The sequence below is a fragment of the Allorhizobium ampelinum S4 genome, from assembly GCF_000016285.1.
Taxonomy (GTDB): domain Bacteria; phylum Pseudomonadota; class Alphaproteobacteria; order Rhizobiales; family Rhizobiaceae; genus Allorhizobium; species Allorhizobium ampelinum.
In genome coordinates, this window is sequence record NC_011989.1 from 2398489 (window position 1) to 2417782 (window position 19294).

General features: G+C 59.1%; 15 protein-coding genes. 2 read left to right on the plus strand and 13 right to left on the minus strand.

The window, feature by feature from the left end; translation table 11 throughout:
* Positions 1 to 25: 25 nt before the first annotated feature.
* The 7 genes from recN to AVI_RS11390 form a co-directional block, all read right to left on the minus strand.
* Positions 26 to 1699, minus strand: coding sequence for a DNA repair protein RecN (gene recN / locus AVI_RS11360; protein WP_015916495.1), 1674 nt, complete (start codon positions 1697 to 1699; stop codon positions 26 to 28).
* Positions 1700 to 1745: 46 nt separating this feature from the next.
* Entirely contained in the window at positions 1746 to 2615 is an 870-nt protein-coding gene (locus AVI_RS11365) for an outer membrane protein assembly factor BamD (RefSeq protein ID WP_015916496.1), read from the minus strand.
* Positions 2616 to 2993: 378 nt separating this feature from the next.
* Positions 2994 to 3950, minus strand: coding sequence for a UDP-3-O-acyl-N-acetylglucosamine deacetylase (lpxC, locus tag AVI_RS11370; RefSeq protein WP_041696793.1), 957 nt, complete (start codon positions 3948 to 3950; stop codon positions 2994 to 2996).
* A 458-nt stretch (positions 3951 to 4408) separates the two neighbouring features.
* Positions 4409 to 6223 (minus strand): cell division protein FtsZ, encoded by a 1815-nt coding sequence (ftsZ, locus tag AVI_RS11375; protein WP_041696794.1) that lies wholly within the window; start codon positions 6221 to 6223, stop codon positions 4409 to 4411.
* 102 nt (positions 6224 to 6325) lie between these two features.
* Positions 6326 to 7651 carry a cell division protein FtsA gene (gene ftsA, locus AVI_RS11380; RefSeq protein ID WP_015916499.1) on the minus strand — a complete coding sequence of 442 codons (1326 nt, stop codon included), beginning with the start codon at positions 7649 to 7651 and terminating at the stop codon, positions 6326 to 6328.
* Positions 7648 to 8586: a cell division protein FtsQ/DivIB gene (locus AVI_RS11385; protein ID WP_041696796.1), complete on the minus strand. Its 939-nt coding sequence runs from the start codon at positions 8584 to 8586 to the stop codon at positions 7648 to 7650. The genes ftsA and AVI_RS11385 overlap by 4 nt, the downstream gene beginning before the upstream one ends.
* A complete protein-coding gene (locus AVI_RS11390) occupies positions 8574 to 9500 on the minus strand; it encodes a D-alanine--D-alanine ligase (protein ID WP_041696798.1) in 927 nt (308 codons plus the stop codon). Before AVI_RS11390 ends, AVI_RS11385 begins: the two co-directional genes overlap by 13 nt.
* A 529-nt stretch (positions 9501 to 10029) precedes the next feature.
* Here AVI_RS11390 and AVI_RS31090 point away from each other — a divergent pair.
* Positions 10030 to 10200, plus strand: a complete 171-nt coding sequence (locus tag AVI_RS31090; RefSeq protein WP_156597196.1) for a hypothetical protein — start codon at positions 10030 to 10032, stop codon at positions 10198 to 10200.
* A 453-nt stretch (positions 10201 to 10653) separates the two neighbouring features.
* Complete coding sequence (locus AVI_RS11400) at positions 10654 to 11958, plus strand: MFS transporter (RefSeq protein WP_015916502.1); 1305 nt, start codon at positions 10654 to 10656, stop codon at positions 11956 to 11958.
* A 116-nt stretch (positions 11959 to 12074) separates the two neighbouring features.
* Here the strand turns inward: AVI_RS11400 and murB are convergent, their stop codons facing one another.
* The 6 genes from murB to mraY are packed head-to-tail and all read right to left on the minus strand — an operon-like array spanning position 12075 to position 19277.
* The gene (gene murB / locus AVI_RS11405; protein ID WP_015916503.1) at positions 12075 to 13049 is read right to left on the minus strand and encodes a UDP-N-acetylmuramate dehydrogenase; all 975 of its coding nucleotides are present in this window, start codon (positions 13047 to 13049) and stop codon (positions 12075 to 12077) included.
* Positions 13046 to 14461 (minus strand): UDP-N-acetylmuramate--L-alanine ligase, encoded by a 1416-nt coding sequence (gene murC / locus AVI_RS11410; RefSeq protein WP_015916504.1) that lies wholly within the window; start codon positions 14459 to 14461, stop codon positions 13046 to 13048. Before murC ends, murB begins: the two co-directional genes overlap by 4 nt.
* Positions 14458 to 15579 (minus strand): undecaprenyldiphospho-muramoylpentapeptide beta-N-acetylglucosaminyltransferase, encoded by a 1122-nt coding sequence (murG, locus tag AVI_RS11415; protein ID WP_015916505.1) that lies wholly within the window; start codon positions 15577 to 15579, stop codon positions 14458 to 14460. Before murG ends, murC begins: the two co-directional genes overlap by 4 nt.
* Positions 15580 to 15597: 18 nt before the next feature.
* The gene (ftsW, locus tag AVI_RS11420) at positions 15598 to 16752 is read right to left on the minus strand and encodes a putative lipid II flippase FtsW (protein WP_015916506.1); all 1155 of its coding nucleotides are present in this window, start codon (positions 16750 to 16752) and stop codon (positions 15598 to 15600) included.
* Between the two features lies 1 nt (position 16753).
* Positions 16754 to 18169, minus strand: a complete 1416-nt coding sequence (murD, locus tag AVI_RS11425; protein WP_015916507.1) for a UDP-N-acetylmuramoyl-L-alanine--D-glutamate ligase — start codon at positions 18167 to 18169, stop codon at positions 16754 to 16756.
* A 7-nt stretch (positions 18170 to 18176) separates the two neighbouring features.
* A complete protein-coding gene (mraY, locus tag AVI_RS11430; RefSeq protein WP_015916508.1) occupies positions 18177 to 19277 on the minus strand; it encodes a phospho-N-acetylmuramoyl-pentapeptide-transferase in 1101 nt (366 codons plus the stop codon).
* Positions 19278 to 19294: the final 17 nt, after the last annotated feature.

A 19294-nucleotide genomic window follows, 5' to 3' on the forward strand; every position in this document is an offset into this window, starting at 1 on the left:
AAGATCCATCGGTCATCCGGCCGCGTCAATGGTCCCCGGCCAGAAGCTTGGCCGCCGCCGCTCTTGCCTCATCCGTCACCGAAGCGCCTGCCAGCATCCGGGCGATTTCCTCGCGGCGGTGGTCGGGGCCGATCATCGCCACTTGGGTGGCGATCTTTTCTGCGTTGCCGCTGGCCGGTCCCTTGGAGATCAGCAGATGCGTGGCGGCGCGGGCGGCCACCTGTGGGGCATGGGTCACCGACAGGACCTGGACACGCTCCGACAGCCGTTTCAGCCGCTGGCCAATGGCATCGGCGACAGCGCCGCCGACACCGGTGTCGATTTCGTCGAACACAAGGGTTGGGGCGGAGCCGCGATCGGCCAGCGCCACTTTCAACGCCAGCAAAAACCGCGATAGCTCGCCACCTGAGGCGACTTTCATGATCGGGCCGGGCCGTGTGCCTGGATTGGTCTGCACGTGGAATTCGACCAGATCGATGCCGTCGGCGGTGGCATTATCAGCATCCGCCGTCACCTCGACCATAAAACGGGCGCGCTCCAGTTTCAGGGCCGGTAATTCTTCCATCACTGCGTCGGCCAGCGAAGAGGCTGCGTTCTGGCGCTTCTGCGACAGGGATTGCGCACTGGCGAAATAGACAGCCTTGGTCTCGGCCACAGCCTTTTCCAACGCGCCGAGCTTTTCCTCACCGGCATCGAGATCGGCCAGATCGGTGATCATCTTTTCGGCAAGGGCCGGAAGATCGGCAACAGCCACGGAATATTTACGGCCTGCTGCGCGCAGCGCAAACAGCCGTTCCTCAACCCGCTCCAGCTCGCGTGGATCAAACTCCGTGCGACGCAGCGCCGATTCGACCTCCATCTGGGCGCTCGATAATGTGTCCAGTGCCGTTCCCAGCAGGCTGACCGTGTCCTCCAGCAGGCCCGGGGCTTCGCCGCTCTTGCGCTCCAGGCGGCGCATCAGCGAGGCGATCATTGGCACGGGCGAAGCATTTCCATTCAGGAATTCACTGGCCTCGGCGATATCGCCCGCGATTCGCTCGGATTTCTGCATCCGGGAGCGGCGCTCGGCCAGATCCTCTTCCTCGCCATCCTGGGGGCTGAGGCCTTCCAACTCCTCGACCGAGGCACGCAGATAGTCGGCCTCACGGGCCGCAGCCTCAACCTTGGCCTTGTGGATCTTGAAGGCCCGCTCGGCCTCACGCCAGCGGCGATAGCTGTCGCCCAGCGCCTGCGCTTCTTCGGTCAGCCCCGCAAAGGCGTCCAGCAGCAGGCGGTGGGCAGCGGTATCCACCAGCGCCCGGTCATCATGCTGTCCATGGATTTCGACCAGATATTGCCCGGCCTGGCGCATCAGCTGCACACTGATCGGCTGGTCGTTGACATAGGCACGGGTGCGGCCATCGGCGGATTGCACCCGACGGAAAATCAGGTCGCCATCGTCATCGATGCCGTTTTCGCGCAGCATGATTCGGGCCGGATGGCTGATGGCGACATCGAACACCGCCGTCACCTGGCCCTTGTCTTCACCATGACGCACAAGCGAGCCATCGCCGCGCCCGCCAAGGGCGAGCGACAGACTGTCGAGCAAAATGGATTTCCCCGCCCCCGTTTCGCCGGTCAGCACAGACAGACCGGCCGAAAAGTCAAGGTCGAGCCGCTCGATCAAGACGATGTCGCGGATCGAAAGCTGGACGAGCATGAGTGTTCACATCTCTCCGAAGGCGACGGCTAAACCGTCTGGAAAATCAGGATGAGCCCAGAATCTTTTTGCCGGCTCTGGAAATCCAGCTCTCCTGGGCTTCCCGCGGCTCAAGACCACCGGTTTTCAACAGTTCGAAACTATCCTTGTACCATTTGCTGTCAGGATAGTTGTGACCGAGCACGGCAGCGGCCGTCTGCGCTTCCTGCACCACGCCCATGGCATAATAGGCTTCCACGAGACGCGCCAGCGCTTCCTCGATCTGGTTGGTGGTCGGATATTGCTCAACCACATTGCGGAACCGCTGGATCGAGGCCAGGTATTCCTTGCGCTCCAGATAATAGCGGCCGATCTGCATTTCCTTACCGGCCAGCTGGTCGCGGGCAAAGCGCATCTTTTCCTGAGCGTCGGACACATATTCAGACGTAGGATAGTTCTTGACCACCTTGTCCATCGCCTCAAGCGTTCTGGACGAGAATTTCTGGTCCTGGGTGACGTTGGGGATCTGGCGCCAGTTGGACAGGCCGATCAGATATTGCACATAGGCCGAATCCTTGGTCGACGGATACAGCGTCATGTAGCGCGTGCCGGTCGAGATGGCCTCGGTATATTTGCCCTGGCGGTATTTGACGAAGGTGCTCATGACAAGCGCCTTCTGCGACCAGTCTGAGAACGGGTTCTGCTTGTCGACGGCGTCGAACTTACGCGACGCTTCAGCAAGATTGCCCGCCTTGATATTGGCCAGACCCTGATTATAGAGCGTCTCCGGCGGATCGGTCTCAGCGCCGAGCTTGGTAATGTCGATATCCTTGTCGGTATTGCAGGCGCTGAGCAGCGGCGCAACGCCGGCGATAGACAGGCAAACGGCAAGCATCCGCGCTGATTTGTTGATCATGGAAGACTTCACTTCACTCATACGACAGATCCCGATTGCAGCGGTGCTTCTAGAAAGCCATCGCTTCCGCTAGGCGTTTTAGCCATAAAGATAACGATAGGGCAACGCAATGGTGATGTTTTAACGCATTTTTATGGCGTAACGCCACAATCTGCTGTTTTATTTTGGACAATAAGCATCGAGCAGAAACCCGGAATCAGCACGATGCGTAAGCTTTTTGCTTTCGTATCGGATTTATCCGAAAACCGGTTCTTAACTTTCGCTCCGATGCTGTAGCATCAGGTGAAATGCCCGAAACCGAACGCACGAAAACGGCGCCTACCGGCGCCGCTTTAATTCAACTGATTCTATGGACCACTTCGCCAAGCGCAAATCCGAGCGACATGATGCAGCGAATCGTCAAGCCGTCCAGGGCGCGAAACCCGGTGCATTGACTGCCACGAATTCCCGGACCCTTGCCTTGCCGCTGCGTGCGCCGGGCGCTTCCACCACTTCATAGGCCGAAGCATCCGACAGCAGCGCTTTCAACGCCAGCGAATTCATCTTGTGACCGCCGCGATAGGAGCGGTAGCAGCCGATGAACTGCGCACCGGCCAGAGCCAGATCGCCAACGGCATCCAGCGTCTTGTGACGGGCGAATTCGTCGGGATAGCGAAGACCTTCGATATTGACGACCTTGTCGTCATCGGAAATCACCACGGAATTTTCAAGCGAAGACCCAAGCGCCAGGCCAGCGGCCCACAGGCGCTCGACATCGCGCATGAAACCGAAGGTACGGGCGCGCGACAATTCCTGCTTGAAGCTCTGCGGTGTCAGGTCGCCCTGCCAGGACTGGCGGCCAATCAGCGGGCAATCGAAATCGATTTCCACTTCAAAGCGCGTCCCTTCATAGGGGCGAAACTCAGCCCAGGACGCGCCATTGTCGACCCGAACAGGCTTCATCACTCTGATATAGCGGCGCTTGACACCGAGGCTGACAATGCCAGCCTGCTCAATGGCATCGATATAGACGGCGGAACTACCGTCCATGACGGGGGTTTCCGGTCCATCGACCTCAACCACCAGATTGTCGAGGCCCAGCGAATAAATGGCCGCCATCACATGCTCGACGGTGGCGACCCAATGGGTTGGCGAAGAGCCCAGAACGGTGCTGAGATCGGTATTACCGACCTGCGAGGCGACAGCCTTCAGCTCGGTAACGGAACCATTGGCATGCTGGCGGTGGAACACGATGCCAGTTCCGGCTTCGGCAGGCAGAAAGCTCATGGTAACAGGCTGACCGGAATGCACGCCGATCCCCTTCAGGGTGACCGGTTGAGCGATAGTCGTCTGGAAGCTCAACAAACCGATTGCCATTCACATTCACCTTTCAAGTCTTCAAATCCGATCCGAGGCCGTGAAGGCTGGACTGGCTAGTCATTTGCCCGTCCATGCCCTTGCGTAACCGCCGGGCCTCGTCGCTTCTGAAGCGCCACCCAACCACTCATCGGTCTGCCTGGCACTCTTCGTTATCAGGGATATACGTTTGGAAACGCAACAATCCAAATCAATGTTTCTTTCCGATTGTTACGAAACCGAATCCTTGAAAAAACCTTGGAAAACTGTGGATTAACAGCACTGTCTCAACAAGAAATCAGCATCTGAAACAGCCATTATAAAAACAGAAACCCGGATCGTTCGATCCGGGTTTCCAAAACGCATCTCTGGCGAGAGACTCAGGGGCTGGCAGGTTCAAATTGAACCCGCCAGACACTGGATTTTTGTATCGTTTGTCTTTTCGGGAAAACCGGGCTCCACTTTCCCTAAGGCAAAATTTAGTTCGACTGGCGGCGCAAGAAGGCCGGAATTTCCAGCTGGTCGTCATCATGGGCCGCACGCTGCTGCGGCACCTGACGGCCCTGATCGTCCAGATTGCCACGACGCGGTGCATAAAGGCTGGCTTCCGGCGACAGCGGGCGACGCTGCTGGGAGGCGGCGGCTGGCGCTGCTGCGGTCATATCGGAGGCAACATTGTCTTCCTGACGGCCGAGCGAGTTGGTGATGCGGCGCAGCAGCCCCATCGGTCCACGATCCTCGGACGCCTGCTGAGCGGCAGGCTGATTGCGGTGATCAAGCTCGGCCTGCACGACCGGTGAGAAATCCTCGACCTTCGGCATGCGGGACTGTTCTGGCTGGCGCATGACCGGCGCGGCAGGTTCCTGGCGCATGACAGGAGCAACCGGCTCCTGGCGGAAGGTTGGCTGTGGCGCAGCAGCAGGCTGCATGGCAGGCGCTGGTTGCGGTGCACGGGCAACCGGCTGTTCCGGAGCGGCAAACGAGGAAAATAGCTTGCTCTGCGGACGGAAATCGTCAGCAGGCTGGGCGGCAGCAGGCTGCTGCACCTCAGGCTGGGCATGCATGGCGGCCTGACGGGCGACAGCGATTTCCAGTTCGCGTTCCATTTCAGCTTCAGCATTGCGGATCTGCTCGGCGACCGGATCAAGTGGGCGCGTTGCAAAGATCGACGGAGCTGCGGCAACCGGAGCTGGTGCCGGAGCAGCTGCAACAGGTGCTGGCTGAGGCGCAGGAGCGGCAGGAGCAGGCGTAAAGGCAGCGGAAGGACGAATCGCTGGCTTGGCAGAGATCGTGCGCATTTCAGCACCGCGTGCTTCCAGCGCATTGGCGGCGCGGTCGATGCCGGTGGCAACGACCGACACGCGGATCAGGCCTTCCAGCGCTTCATCGAAGGTGGCGCCGAGGATGATGTTGGCGTCGGCATCGACTTCTTCGCGGATACGGGTTGCGGCTTCGTCGACTTCGAACAGCGTCAGGTCGCGACCACCAGTGATAGAGATCAGCAGGCCCTGCGCGCCCTTCATCGAGGTTTCGTCGAGCAGCGGGTTAGCAATGGCGGCTTCGGCAGCCTGAAGCGCACGACCTGGGCCGGAAGCCTCGCCGGTACCCATCATGGCGCGGCCCATCTCACGCATCACCGAGCGAACGTCGGCGAAGTCGAGATTGATCAGGCCTTCCTTGACCATCAGGTCGGTGATGCAGGCAACACCGGAATAGAGAACCTGGTCGGCCATCGCGAAAGCGTCAGCAAAGGTCGTCCGATCGTTGGCAATGCGGAACAGGTTCTGGTTCGGGATAACGATCAGCGTATCAACCGACTTCTGCAGCGCATCGATACCGGCTTCAGCCAGACGCATGCGGCGCGCGCCTTCGAAATGGAAGGGCTTGGTGACGACGCCGACCGTCAGGATGCCTTTATTGCGGGCAGCCTGGGCAACGACGGGAGCCGCACCGGTACCGGTGCCGCCGCCCATGCCAGCGGTGACAAAGCACATATGGGTGCCGTTCAGGTGATCGATGATCTCATCAATGCATTCTTCGGCAGCAGCGCGGCCGACTTCCGGCTGCGAACCGGCGCCGAGACCCTCGGTGACATTGGCGCCGAGCTGGATGATCCGCTCTGCCTTGGTCATGGTCAGGGCCTGGGCATCGGTGTTGGCAACAACGAAATCCACCCCCTGAAGACCAGCGGTGATCATGTTATTGACGGCATTGCCGCCGCCGCCGCCGACGCCGAACACGGTGATGCGCGGCTTGAGTTCGGTAATATCCGGCTTGTTCAGATTGATGGTCATGTTACCCGTTCCTTCTTTCCCTGGCCGCATCGCCACGCTAGCCATGTCTTGTCTCTTGATCGCGCGCCCCGAATCGATTTTTCACCCGCAAGGCGCAGGTCCTCAAAAACTCTCTTTCAACCATTGTCCCACGCGCATCATGCGGCTGTTGCCGGAGCCAGAGGAGAACAAGCCTCCCTGCCCCACGGCGATCTCCTGATCGGCCACCTGCGGATAGATCATCAGACCTACCGCAGTGGAGAAAGCCGGTCCCTTGGCCGCCACAGGCAGGCCAGAGACCCCCATCGGGCGGCCAATCCGGACATTGCGGGCGAGCATCCGCCGCGCAACTTCCGGAAGACCGGTCAACTGGCTTGCGCCACCGGTCAGAACCAAACGCTTGCCGACCACGGGGCTAAAGCCCGATGCGTGGATTCGGTCGCGAATCATCTCCAGAGTCTCTTCAATACGCGCTTGAATGATTCGCGTCAGCAAAGAACGTGGAACCTGGATCGGTAAATCGCGATCATCTTCGCCGATTGGCGGAATTGCAACAACATCGCGCTCTTCCGAGCCATTGGCAAAGGCCGAACCATGCACGACCTTCAACCGCTCGGCATCTTCGATGCGGGTCGAAAGACCACGCGCCAGATCCGTGGTGACATGATGGCCGCCAATGGCGATGGCATCCGTATGGATCAGCTTACCCTCGGCAAACACCGAGATCGTCGTGGTGCCGCCGCCCATGTCGATGGCAGCACAGCCCAGCTCGACTTCGTCGTCCACCAGAGCGGCAAGACCGCTGGCGTAAGGTGTCGCCACCAGGCCCTCGACCGTCAGATGGGCGCGATTGATGCAAAGCTCGAGATTTTTCAGCGCCGGACGTTCTGCCGTCACCACATGCATGTCGACACCCAGCGTATCACCAAACATGCCGAGTGGATCGCGAATACCGCGCTCGCCATCCAGCGAAAAGCCGGTCGCCAGTGAATGCAGCAGCACCCGGTCACGGCGTTGCGACTGGTGGCTGGCAGCAGACAGGACGCGCTTCAAATCGGCGCTTTCGACTTCCTGGCCACCGAGATCGATGGTGGCGGTATAGACGTCCGAACCGATCCGGCCAGCCGAGACATTGACGATCAGGCTGTCGACGGTCAGGCCCGCCATGCGTTCAGCGGCATCGACTGCCAGCCGCACGACGCTTTCCACCGATTCGATATCGGAGATCACGCCGGATTTCATGCCACGCGAACGCTGATGGCCGATGCCGATCACTTCAACATGATGGGTCCGGCCCGGCAGGACATCGCTTTCCTTGCGCGGCGTCAGCCGGCCGATCATGCAGACCACTTTGGTAGAGCCGATATCGAGAACCGAAACGACATGGCTGCGCTTATGCGAGAGAGGTTTCATACGGGGCAATCCGAAAGAGGAACCGAAGACGCTCATGTCTCTTTCTCCGCCTTGGCGAGGGCCTTGGCGCGAGCCGTCACCGCAGCTTGACGGCGCACCAGCGCCTCAGGCGTCAATTGGACGGTCATGCGGTCTGAAAGGCGCAGGTCGACAGCAGCGATGTCGCGGTCCAGCAATTGGTGATCCGCTTCCATCTTCGCCAGACGCGCCATGGCGCCATCGACATCGTCTTCAGGCAACTTCACCACGACGCCATTGTCGAGATAGAGATCCCAGCGACGGCTGGCGACGCGAACATAAGCTTTGACGCGACCGGTAATCTGAGGCCAGGTCGAAAACTCTCCGGCGATATCCTGGGCTGCCACTTCGGCATCACGGCCAACGAACAGCGGCAGGGTGGCAAATTTATTGTCACGCAGCGGCGCGATGATGCTGCCGCTCTTTTCGATCAGCGACAGGTCGGTGCCATGCTGCCAGATACCATAGGCCTCGCGCTCCTTGATATTCACCTCGATGGTGCGCGGATAGATCTTGCGAACCTCGACTTGCTCTACCCAGGGGAGATCGGCCACCTTGCGGCGCGCGTCATCGGCGTCGATAGCCACCAGGGAGGTAGCACCATCCAGACCCAGCGATTGCAGCACATCGATTTCGGATGTGTGAACATTGCCCGACAGCTTGACGTCTTCAACCGCAAAACCTGCCGTCGAGGTCATCGCCTCGGCAAAGTCCGGCCAGTGGCCACCCTTGACGATGCCGTAACCACCGACAGCAACAATATAGGCCGCGAAGGAAACCTTCCCGAGATGTTCCGGCACAGCCACCCTGCCCGAGCAGAGGGCGACGACGAACCGCATCAGCCGGCGAACCGGGCGCGGCAATGCCATCAAGCCATCATCCGCCAGGCTGGGCGCGCGATAAGGTGCAGCCTTGCTGCCCTTTGCAGATTTTTTGCCGCTCACCGTGAACACGACGCATCCTCCACCATCCAGCTGACGAATTCACCAAAGGAAATGCCCGCATGCGCAGCCATTTCAGGCACAAGCGAGGTTGGCGTCATGCCCGGCTGGGTATTCACTTCCAGCCAGATCAAGTCGCCATCTTCAGAAAAACGGTCGTCGTAACGGAAGTCGGACCGACTGACGCCACGGCACCCGATCGCGTTATGGGCCCTGACAGACAAGTCTTGTATTTTTTGGTAAATTTTCGGTGAAAGTTGCGCCGGAATGACGTGAGTCGACCCCCCTGCTGCGTATTTGGAGTCGTAATCGTAGAATGTATTGGCCTTGGCGATCACCTCGGTCACAGCCAGCGCCTTGCCATCCATGACACCGCATGTCAGTTCGCGGCCAGCCACATAGGATTCGACCATGACGGTATCGCCATAGCGCCACTCCGACGAGCCAAGGATCTGCGGCGGATGCGACTGATCTTCCTTGACGATCACCACGCCGAAACTGGAACCTTCCCGAACCGGCTTGACGACGTAAGGCGGCTCGATCGGATGAACATTGCCGATCTCAAAGCGCGACATTTGCCGGGCGAAAGCCACGGGAATGCCCGCCGCCGCCGCCACGATCTTTGCCTGCGTCTTGTCCATGGCAAGCGCCGAGGCCAGCACACCGGAATGCGTATAGGGAATGGAGAGGTATTCAAGGATACCCTGAATGGTGCCGTCTTCGCCGAAAGGACCATGCAAAGCATTGAAGACCACATCAGGCTTCAAGTCATGAAGCACGCTGGCGATATCGCGGGTGACATCGACCCGTGTCACGCGGTAGCCGTGCTCCTCAAGCGCCGATGCGCAAGGGGCGCCAGAGGCGAGGCTGACAGGCCGCTCCGACGAAAATCCTCCCAGCAATACGGCAACATGCTTCTTAGCCATTCACGCACCCAAACAAAACAATCGCGGTTTTCCGCCTTACCTTTGCGCCCGACTTGCGGCGCGAATCGCGCCGGTTCATGCACCTGACATGATAAAACGCCATTAAGGTTAACGAACCGTTTACAGGTGTTAACGAGCAAAAATTACTTTTGTTTTTCTGGGAGTTATCGAAGGGCGCCCGAGGGGTTCGGCCCCAAGATGCAAGGCGCAGGGCTGTATTGAAGGAGGTCGTTCCGATGGGTGAAAAAAGAAGACAGCCTACCGGCTACCGTCAGCGACATGAGGGCCGGAACAACAAAAAGCCGTGCTGAGGGACAGACGAGATCCCTGTGCAGCACGGCTTCGAATTCATCGATCACGTCAACCCGAACAGGTTCAAAGCGTAATCACGGCTTGGAAACATGCGAGCAGCCCAATACCGAAACGCAACTTAATACGTTTCGATCCGAGGCAGGACATCCGTATCAGGGCTCCACAACGCCTGGAACGCGCCGTCCATCGGGAAGCCGGCAGCTGCATGGCGCGCCGGGTGGCAACGGCCTGCGAACCGGGCACACCAGCGGAGGCATGCCACGCCGTGGCGGCGGTGCGACACAGGATGGCGGTGGTGGCATTGCGCCCGGACCCGGTGGCACAGGACCTGGGCCTGGTGGCGGCGGCGGCATTTGCGCAATGGCTTGTCCCGCCATCAGCACCATAGAACAGACAAACAGAAAACGTCTCATAAAGCCTCTCCGGAAGCCGCACCGAATAAATCCTGTCATTAATGACTAAATCCTATCATTGATGACGGGAAAATATCGGAGCGATTAAGTCAATAAATCCCACAGGTTGCACTTGTCGACATCGCAATTATATAAATATTTTATAAACAACAACAATGATAAAAGTCAATCTAAACTTCGTTCGTCTAAAGGCACACATAGGTGAGCCGATCGGTCATCCTGATGGTTTTCGATGATTTTCAAGCGGTGTTCCTCGCATGAGGATTGACAAGGAAAACACCGCTTATAGCGCCGAAATAAGCAGAACCAGTTGAAATTGCCCATGCAAATGCGTAAAGCCAACCGCTAACGACAAGTGCCGCATACTCTTTGAACGTACGGCACGATTGCGAAAAACCACCATTGAACTCAAATTGGACCCCATCATCATGACTGATGCGATACGCACCGTATCGCCGTCCGCCGAGCCGCTGGCACCTGTTGCATTGAATTCCCCTGCACGAGTCCTGACGGCAAGCCTGGTCGGCACCACAATCGAATTCTTTGATTTCTACGTCTATGCAACGGCGGCCGTACTGGTTTTCCCGGCGCTGTTCTTCCCCAACAGCGATCCGATGACGGCTCTCCTGGCCTCGTTTGCAACCTTCTCCATCGCGTTTTTCGCCCGTCCGCTGGGCGCTGTGGTGTTCGGCCATTTCGGTGACCGTATCGGCCGCAAGACGACGCTGGTGGCGGCTCTGCTGACAATGGGCATTTCCACCGTGGTGATCGGACTCCTGCCGACCTATGCGCAGATCGGCGTGTTTGCGCCGTTGCTGCTGGCGCTGTGCCGGTTCGGCCAGGGCTTTGGCCTTGGTGGCGAATGGGGTGGAGCCGTATTGCTGGCAACCGAAAACGCCCCGGAAGGCAAGCGCAACTGGTATGCGATGTTCCCGCAGCTCGGCGCACCGGTTGGCTTATTCCTGTCCTCCGGCATTTTCTGGCTGCTGCTGCATGTGATTTCCAAGGACGACCTCATGGCCTGGGGCTGGCGTGTTCCGTTCCTGGCCTCCACCCTGCTGATCGTCATCGGTCTCTGGGTGCGTTTTTCGATTTCAGAAACACCAGCCTTTCAGAAAGCCATGGACGCCCATGAGCGGGTGGCCGTGCCCGTCGCCGAGATCTTTGGGAAGTACAAGCGCAGCCTGTTCCTTGGCACTTTCGTGGCGCTGGTGACGTTCGTGCTGTTCTACATCGGTACGGCCTGGCTGCTGTCCTACAATATCAAGGTCTTGCAGATCCCCTTCCTCGACGCTCTGGAAATCCAGATCATGAGTTCGGTGGTGTTCGGCATCTTCATTCCGCTGACAGCCAAGGTCGGCGACAAGATCGGTCGTCGCAAGGCGCTGATCGGCATTACCGTGATGATTGCCGGTTTCTCCTTCCTGCTGCCGGTTCTGCTGACCGCAGGTGAGACAGGCGTGGCGATCTTCGCCGCAGGCTCCATGGCCTTGATGGGCATGACCTACGCGCTGATCGGGGCTGCCCTGTCGGCCCCCTTCCCGACCAATGTTCGCTATACCGGCGCTTCGCTGACCTTCAACTTCGCAGGCATTGTCGGCGCGTCGCTGGCGCCCTATGCAGCCACCTGGCTCCAGGCCAATTACGGCATGGCCTATGTCGGCTACTATCTCGGCCTTGCCGCCGCGATCACGCTGGTCTGCATTCTCGCATCGCGTAAAGGTGAAGTTTAACGTGTCGATGCCCGGCTTGCCGGGCATCGAATGCAAAGTTGAATCAGATTCTGAACAATAAAAAACGCCGCCAAGTGATTCACTTGGCGGCGTTTTTTATTAATTAGCCGTTTCGTTTATTCGCTTGTCACGCCCATGAACGGCTTCACTTCGCTGCCAGGCATGAACAGGCCGAGACGCTTGATTTCCCATTGCAGCTTGATGCCGGACTGTTCGAATACCTGACCACGGATTGTCTCGCCCAGATATTCAAGATCATAGGCCGTGGCATGGCCGACATTGATCATGAAATTGCAATGCAGCGACGACATTTGTGCGCCGCCTATCATCAGACCGCGTCCACCAACTTCGTCGATCAATTCCCAGGCGGAATGGCCTTCCGGGTTTTTGAAGGTCGAGCCACCAGTCTTTTCCTTCACAGGCTGCACGGTTTCGCGGTGCTGGCGCACGGCGTCCATTTCAGCCCGGATCGCCGATTTCTCCTGGGAGAAACCTTCAAACAATCCGCTAATGAAGATCAAACCTTCCGGCGCTGAGGAGTGACGGTAGCCATAGCCCATATCAGCCTTGGACAGCACATGCAGATTGCCCTGGCGATCCACGGCCTCGACCTCGATGACCCGCTCTGCCGTCTCGCCACCATTGGCACCGGCATTCATCCTGAGTGCGCCGCCAATCGAGCCGGGAATGCCGTAGTAGAACGCGAACCCGCCGATATTATTGTCCATCGCCATGGCGGCGATATGCTTGTCCGGGCAGATGGCACCAGCGCGGATGCGATTTTCGCCTTCCAGCTCAAGGCCGCCAAACCCCTTAGCCGACAGGCGGATCACCACGCCGGGAATGCCGCCATCTCGCACCAGCAGGTTGGAGCCGACGCCGACCACGGTGAGCGGCACATCATCGGGTAGCAGTTTCAGGAAGGTGACCAGATCGTCCCTGTCATGCGGCTGAAACATCAGTTCCGCCAAACCGCCCGCCTGGAACCACGTCACGCGGTCCATCGGCGCGTCCGGCGTCAACCGTCCCCGCAGCGCATCCACACCCGGCCCCAAGCGGGCCAGCAGCTTTTCCCCATCCACCTGTTTCATTCCGATTTTCCCGAAAGCGCTTGCAATTCTGAAGGCAGCGCCGCTGCCCATTGTGTAATATTTCCAGCCCCCAACAGGACCACAAAATCACCCGGCTGTGCAATGGTCGAAATAATTCCGGCCAGCTGATCCGGCGAGGCCAGATAGCGCACATCCCGATGACCGCCCGACCGGATGCGCGACACCAGCGCCTCAGAATCGATGCCCTCGATGGGATCTTCTCCCGCAGCATAAACTGGCGACAACAGAATACTATCGGCATCGTTGAAGCAATTGGCGAAATCCTCGAATAGACTCGACAAACGCGAGAAGCGATGCGGCTGATGCACGGCGATGATCCGCCCCTTGCAGCTCTCCCGCGCCGCCTTAAGCACCGCCTTGATTTCCACCGGATGGTGGCCGTAATCGTCAAACACCTGCACGCCATTCCAGGTGCCGGTCAGGGTGAAGCGCCGCTTGACGCCACCGAAGGTGGACAGACCCTTGCGGATTGCTTCCTCGGAAATATCCAGCCGGTTGGCCACCGCAATCGCCGCGCAGGCATTGGAAATATTGTGGCGGCCCGGCATCGGCAGAGTCAGGTCTTTGAAGCTAAAGACACGGCCCGTGCGGCGACGGCGGATTTCCACATCGAAAATCGACTTGGTGCCTTCGTTGCGCACATTGAAAAAACGCACATCGGCCTGCGGATTTTCGCCATAGGTGACAACCTTGCGGTCTTCGATCCGGCCAACCAGCGCCTGCACTTCAGGGTGATCGAGGCACATGACCCCAAAACCGTAGAAAGGCACATTCTCGACGAACTGGCGAAACGCGGCCCGCACGGCGTCAAAATTGCCGTAATGGTCCAGATGCTCAGGGTCGATATTGGTGACGACAGCCACATCGGCGGGCAGCTTCAGGAAGGTGCCGTCCGATTCGTCGGCCTCGACCACCATCCACTCACCCTCGCCCATGCGGGCATTGGTGCCATAGGCATTGATGATACCGCCATTGATCACAGTCGGGTCGAGCTGGCCTGCCTCAAGCAGCGCCGCCACCATTGAGGTGGTCGTCGTCTTGCCATGCGTGCCGCCGATGGCGATGGCATTGCGGAACCGCATCAACTCGGCCAGCATTTCGGCCCGGCGAACCACCGGCAGCAGCTTTTCACGCGCAGCCACCAGCTCGGGATTGCTTTTCTTGATGGCGGTGGAAACGACAACAACCTCGGCATCGCCCAGGTTCTCCGGCTTGTGGCCGACAAACACCTCAATGCCCTTGGCGCGCAAGCGCTGCACATTGGCGCTTTCAGCCTGGTCCGATCCCTGTACCCGATGGCCGAGATTGTGCAGCACTTCGGCAATGCCGCTCATACCGATCCCGCCGATCCCGATGAAATGCACCAGACCGATGCTCTTCGGCATTTTCATGCTTTCACGTCCTTTAAAGTCTTTAGGTTCTTACCTTCGGCAATAGTCTGAACCAGATCAGCAAGCAAGCCTGCTGCTTCCGGTTGTCCCGCACTTCGCGCCGAGGCAGCCATTTGGGCCAGCTTGGCCGGGCTGGTCATCCAGTCCTTCAACAGTGCCGACAGTTTTTCCGGCGTCAAATCCGATTGTGGCACGACAACCGCCCCGCCCTGACCGGAAATCGCCGCCGCATTGGCGGCCTGATCGTGATCCAGCGCATAGGGATAGGGCACCAGCACCGCAGGGCGGCCAATGACGCCAAGCTCCGACACGGTCGATGCGCCGGAGCGGGAAATAACCATTTGCGATGTGGCGATCCGCTCGGCCATATCGCCAAAGAACGGCGAAACCGACGCGGGAACCTTGAGCTTCTCATAGAGCGCTTTCACCCGGTCGGCATCTTCAGGCCGCGCCTGCTGGGTGATGCGCAGGCGCGCGCGCAACACGTCGTCCAGAATGCAGATGGCGCTTGGCACAGCATTGGAAAAATGCTGGGCGCCCTGGCTGCCGCCAAACACCACAAGCTCAAATGGATCGCCATCGCCGGACGGCTGATAATCCGTCTCGGAGGCCGCCAATACCGCAGGCCGCACCGGATTACCTGTCACCACAGTTTTGTCGGCATAGGCACCGCCCGCTGGCAAGAAGCCACCGGCAATGGCCTTGACCCTTGGGGCCAGAAACCGGTTGGCCCGGCCCATGACGGCATTCTGCTCATGGATAACGGTTGCAACACCAAGCGCGCGCGCCGCCAACAACGGCGGAATGGTCGGATAGCCACCAAAGCCGATGACCACAAGTGGTTTTAAGCCAGCAATTAACGAGCGGGCGGCACGGTAGCCGCGCCACAGTGTCAGCAGCGCTTTCGCGATGGCAACAGGATTTTTCGAGCCTATGGTAGCAGAAGGTACGACATGGATGGCGTCGGCTGGAAACTTGCCCGCATAGCGTTCGGCGCGGCTATCCGTCACCAGATGCACGCTATAGCCCCTGGCTCTCAGTTCATGAGCCAGCGCTTCAGCCGGAAACAAATGGCCGCCGGTTCCCCCGGCGGCAAGAAGAATGAGACCCTTGGTCATGATTTACTCCGCTGGCCCCTATTCTGCTGGAACACCCTGGACCGACCTGAACAAGCGTCGCTCCTGTGAGCGCTTTTCAGGCCGGTGGCGGGTCAGCGCCAGAATGAAGCCCGCTGTGACCCCAATCGCCACCATGGAAGACCCACCATAGGAGATCAAGGGCAGCGTCATGCCCTTGGCCGGCAGAAGTTCCAGGTTGACGCCGATATTGATCATCGACTGCACGCCGATTTGCAGGATCAACCCGGCCACCGCAAAACGGTTGAAGTCGTTGCGCTCGCGAAAGGCATGGCCAAGGCCGCGAATAACCAGAAAGGCGAAGATCGACACCAGCAGCAGGCAGAAAATAATGCCGAACTCCTCGGCGGCGACCGAAAAGATAAAGTCGGTATGGGCATCGGGAATGATCCGCTTGACAATGCCTTCACCCGGCCCGACGCCGAACCAATTGCCTCGAATGATCGCCTCACGCGCCGTATCCACCTGGAACGTATCGCCCTCGCCGGTCAGGAAGCGGTCGATACGGCCAGCCACGTGCGGCATAGTATAATAGGCAATTGTCGAACCGGCGCCGCCGACCAGGGCCAGCACGATGATGAAGATCCACGGCACGCCCGCCATGAAGAACATGCCGCTCCACACGACAGAGGTCAGGATGGTCTGGCCGAAATCCGGCTGAACCATCAACAGCGCCACGACGACCATGAACAGCAGGATGGCAAAGAAATTGCCGGGAATATCAGGCTGGCGGGCATGTTCGGCAAACAGCCAGGCACAAACCACCACGAAGGCGGGCTTCATGAATTCTGAAGGCTGGATCGACAGGCTGCCGAAATTGATCCAGCGATGCGCACCCTTGACCTCCGGTCCGAAGAACAGCGCCAGGATCATCAGGGCAATCGAGGCAAGCAGGATGAGGACGGCGGCGCGGCGCACCTGCCGGGGCGACAGGAAGGACAGGCCGACCATGGTCGCAAGGCAGGGAATGGTAAAGGCCGCCTGACGGCGCACGAAGTGGAAGCTGTCCAGCCCGATGCGCTCGGCCACCGCTGGCGACGCGGCAAAGGACAGCATGAAGCCGATGCCCAGAAGCACGATGAATGTTACCAGAAAGAGCCGGTCGATGGTCCAGAACCAATCCGCCAAAGCTCCACGTTCTGCACGGCTTACCATGTCATGTCTCTCCTGAAGCCTGTTGGATCAGCATCGTCACATCGTCAAGCCCGGCTACCAGCGAAACGAAGGCTTCGCCCCTGACTTCAAAATTCTTGTACTGGTCGAAGCTTGCGCAAGCCGGGGAAAGCATCACGGCAACCTCGCCGCCATTCCCATCGTCTTGCGCATCGGCGCTGGCATGGGCAAGCGCCCGGTCCAGCGTACCGGAAATCTCGTAAGCAACGGCATTGCCAAGCGTAGCCGCAAAGCCGGACGCTGCCTCGCCGATCAGATAGGCCTTGGCAATGCGCGGAAACAGCGGCGAAAGGCTGGCAATGCCACCCTGCTTGGGCAGGCCGCCAGCAATCCAGTAGATCCGCTCATAACTGGACAAGGCCGGTGCAGACGCCTCGGCATTGGTCGCCTTGCTGTCATTGACAAAGACCACATGTCCCCGCCGCCCAACCGGCTGCATCCGGTGCTTCAACCCTGCAAAGGAGGACAATCCGGCCTGAATCTGGTCTTTGGACAATCCCACCGCCATACAAGCGGCAATGGCCGCTGCCGCGTTCTGAGCATTGTGGCTGCCACGCAGCGTGGCGATCCCGTTCAGGTCGGCAATCACCTCGGCGGCTCCACCAGAGCCACGCACAATCCGCTGGCCGTCATTGTAAAGACCGTCGGTCAAAGGCTGGCCCTTGGAAATCCGCACGACCTCTTTGCCCGCCTCTTCCAAACGCTTGGCGATCTCAAGGCAATAGTCGTCATCGACGCCGATGATCGCCACATCACTGCCTGAGACCAACCGCTCCTTCACAGCCGCATAATTTTCCATGCTGCCATGGCGGTCGAGATGGTCGGGGGTGAGGTTCAGGAGAATGCCTGCCGTTGGATCAATGCCGGGGGCAAGATCAATCTGGTAGGATGAGCATTCCACTACATAATAACGATCAGGCGCGGGCGGCTCCAGGGTCAGCACCGCCGTGCCGATATTGCCGCCGATCTGCACATCATAACCGTTGTGGCGCAGAATATGGCCAATCAGCGCCGTGGTGGTCGATTTGCCATTGGTGCCGGTAATGGCGATGAACGGGCAATCCGGGGCTTTCGCCTGCCGCTCGCGCACGAAAAGCTCGATATCGCCGATGATCTCGACGCCTGCTGCCCTTGCCAGATCCACCGTCCAATGCGGCTTGGGATGGGTCAGCGGCACGCCCGGCGACAAAACAAAGGCGGAAAGCCCGCTCCAGTCGATCTGGCGTAGATCCCGTGCCTCCAGCCCTTCTGCCCGCGCTTTCTCAACGCTGTCAGGATTGTCATCCCAGACCGTCACCGCCGCACCCCCGGCCACCAGGGCGCGCGCCGTGGCAAGGCCGGAGCCGCCAAGCCCGAACAGGGCGACGCTGCGATCGGAAAAGCTTGAAACCGGGATCATCGCGCCCTCACCGCAGCTTCAGTGTGGCAAGGCCGAGCATGGCGAGACCGACAGCAATGATCCAGAACCGGATGACGACCTGGCTTTCCGTCCAACCCTTCTTTTCGAAATGGTGATGGATCGGTGCCATCAGGAACACCCGCTTTTTGGTGCGCTTGTACCAAAACACCTGGATGATGACAGACAGGGTTTCCATGACGAACAACCCGCCGATGATCACCATGACGATCTCGTGCTTGGTGGCCACCGCTACCGTGCCGATCAACCCACCCAAAGCCAGCGAACCGGTATCGCCCATGAAAATTGCCGCGGGCGGCGCATTGAACCATAGGAAACCAAGCCCAGCCCCGATGACCGAGCCGAGGATGACGGCAAGTTCGCCGGTGCCCGGCACGAAATTGATCTGCAAATATCCTGAGAACACCGCATTACCGGCGAGATAAGCAATCAACCCAAAAGCAGCCGAAGCGATCATCACAGGCACGATGGCTAGCCCGTCCAGCCCGTCTGTCAGGTTGACGGCGTTACCAGCGGAAACGATAACGAAGCCGCCAAAGACGATGAAGAAATAGCCGACATTGAGCAGCGCATCCTTGAAGAACGGAAAGGCGATGGAGGTCGCCAGATGCGGGCCTTGCGGCGCGGAAATCTTTGCCGCTTCCATCATGAAGAACACCGCGATCCCGGCAATCAGAAACTCGATGGCCAGCCGCGCCTTGCCGGAGAAGCCCTTGTCAGATTGTTTGGTAACCTTCAGGTAGTCGTCGTAAAAGCCGATGGCACCAAAACCCAGCGTCACCAGCAGCGTTGCCACCACATAAACATTGGAGAGATCAGCCCAGAGCAGTGAGGAGCCGACAATACCGGCCAGAATCATCAGCCCGCCCATGGTTGGCGTACCGGACTTCTTGAAATGGGTCTGCGGCCCATCGGCACGGATCGGCTGGCCCTTGCCCTGGCGCACTTTGAGAGAGGCGATGATTTTCGGCCCGAACAGGAAGACGATCAAGGCTGCCGTGAACATCGCCGCCCCGGTCCGGAAGGTGATGTACCGGAACAGGTTGAAAAATTGTACGTGGTTTGCGAGTTCGACAAGCCAAATCAGCATCAAAGGCACTTTCTAAC

Excerpts from the sequence above, each read along its gene's own strand:
- recN (WP_015916495.1), bottom strand. The coding sequence starts at position 1,699 with ATGCTCGTCCAGCTTTCGATCCGCGACATCGTCTTGATCGAGCGGCTC.
- AVI_RS11365 (WP_015916496.1), bottom strand. The coding sequence starts at position 2,615 with ATGAGTGAAGTGAAGTCTTCCATGATCAACAAATCAGCGCGGATGCTT.
- lpxC (WP_041696793.1), bottom strand. The coding sequence starts at position 3,950 with ATGGCAATCGGTTTGTTGAGCTTCCAGACGACTATCGCTCAACCGGTC.
- ftsZ (WP_041696794.1), bottom strand. The coding sequence starts at position 6,223 with ATGACCATCAATCTGAACAAGCCGGATATTACCGAACTCAAGCCGCGC.
- ftsA (WP_015916499.1), bottom strand. The coding sequence starts at position 7,651 with ATGAGCGTCTTCGGTTCCTCTTTCGGATTGCCCCGTATGAAACCTCTC.
- AVI_RS11390 (WP_041696798.1), bottom strand. The coding sequence starts at position 9,500 with ATGGCTAAGAAGCATGTTGCCGTATTGCTGGGAGGATTTTCGTCGGAG.
- AVI_RS11400 (WP_015916502.1), top strand. The coding sequence starts at position 10,654 with ATGACTGATGCGATACGCACCGTATCGCCGTCCGCCGAGCCGCTGGCA.
- murB (WP_015916503.1), bottom strand. The coding sequence starts at position 13,049 with ATGAAACAGGTGGATGGGGAAAAGCTGCTGGCCCGCTTGGGGCCGGGT.
- murC (WP_015916504.1), bottom strand. The coding sequence starts at position 14,461 with ATGAAAATGCCGAAGAGCATCGGTCTGGTGCATTTCATCGGGATCGGC.
- murG (WP_015916505.1), bottom strand. The coding sequence starts at position 15,579 with ATGACCAAGGGTCTCATTCTTCTTGCCGCCGGGGGAACCGGCGGCCAT.
- ftsW (WP_015916506.1), bottom strand. The coding sequence starts at position 16,752 with ATGGTAAGCCGTGCAGAACGTGGAGCTTTGGCGGATTGGTTCTGGACC.
- murD (WP_015916507.1), bottom strand. The coding sequence starts at position 18,169 with ATGATCCCGGTTTCAAGCTTTTCCGATCGCAGCGTCGCCCTGTTCGGG.
- mraY (WP_015916508.1), bottom strand. The coding sequence starts at position 19,277 with ATGCTGATTTGGCTTGTCGAACTCGCAAACCACGTACAATTTTTCAAC.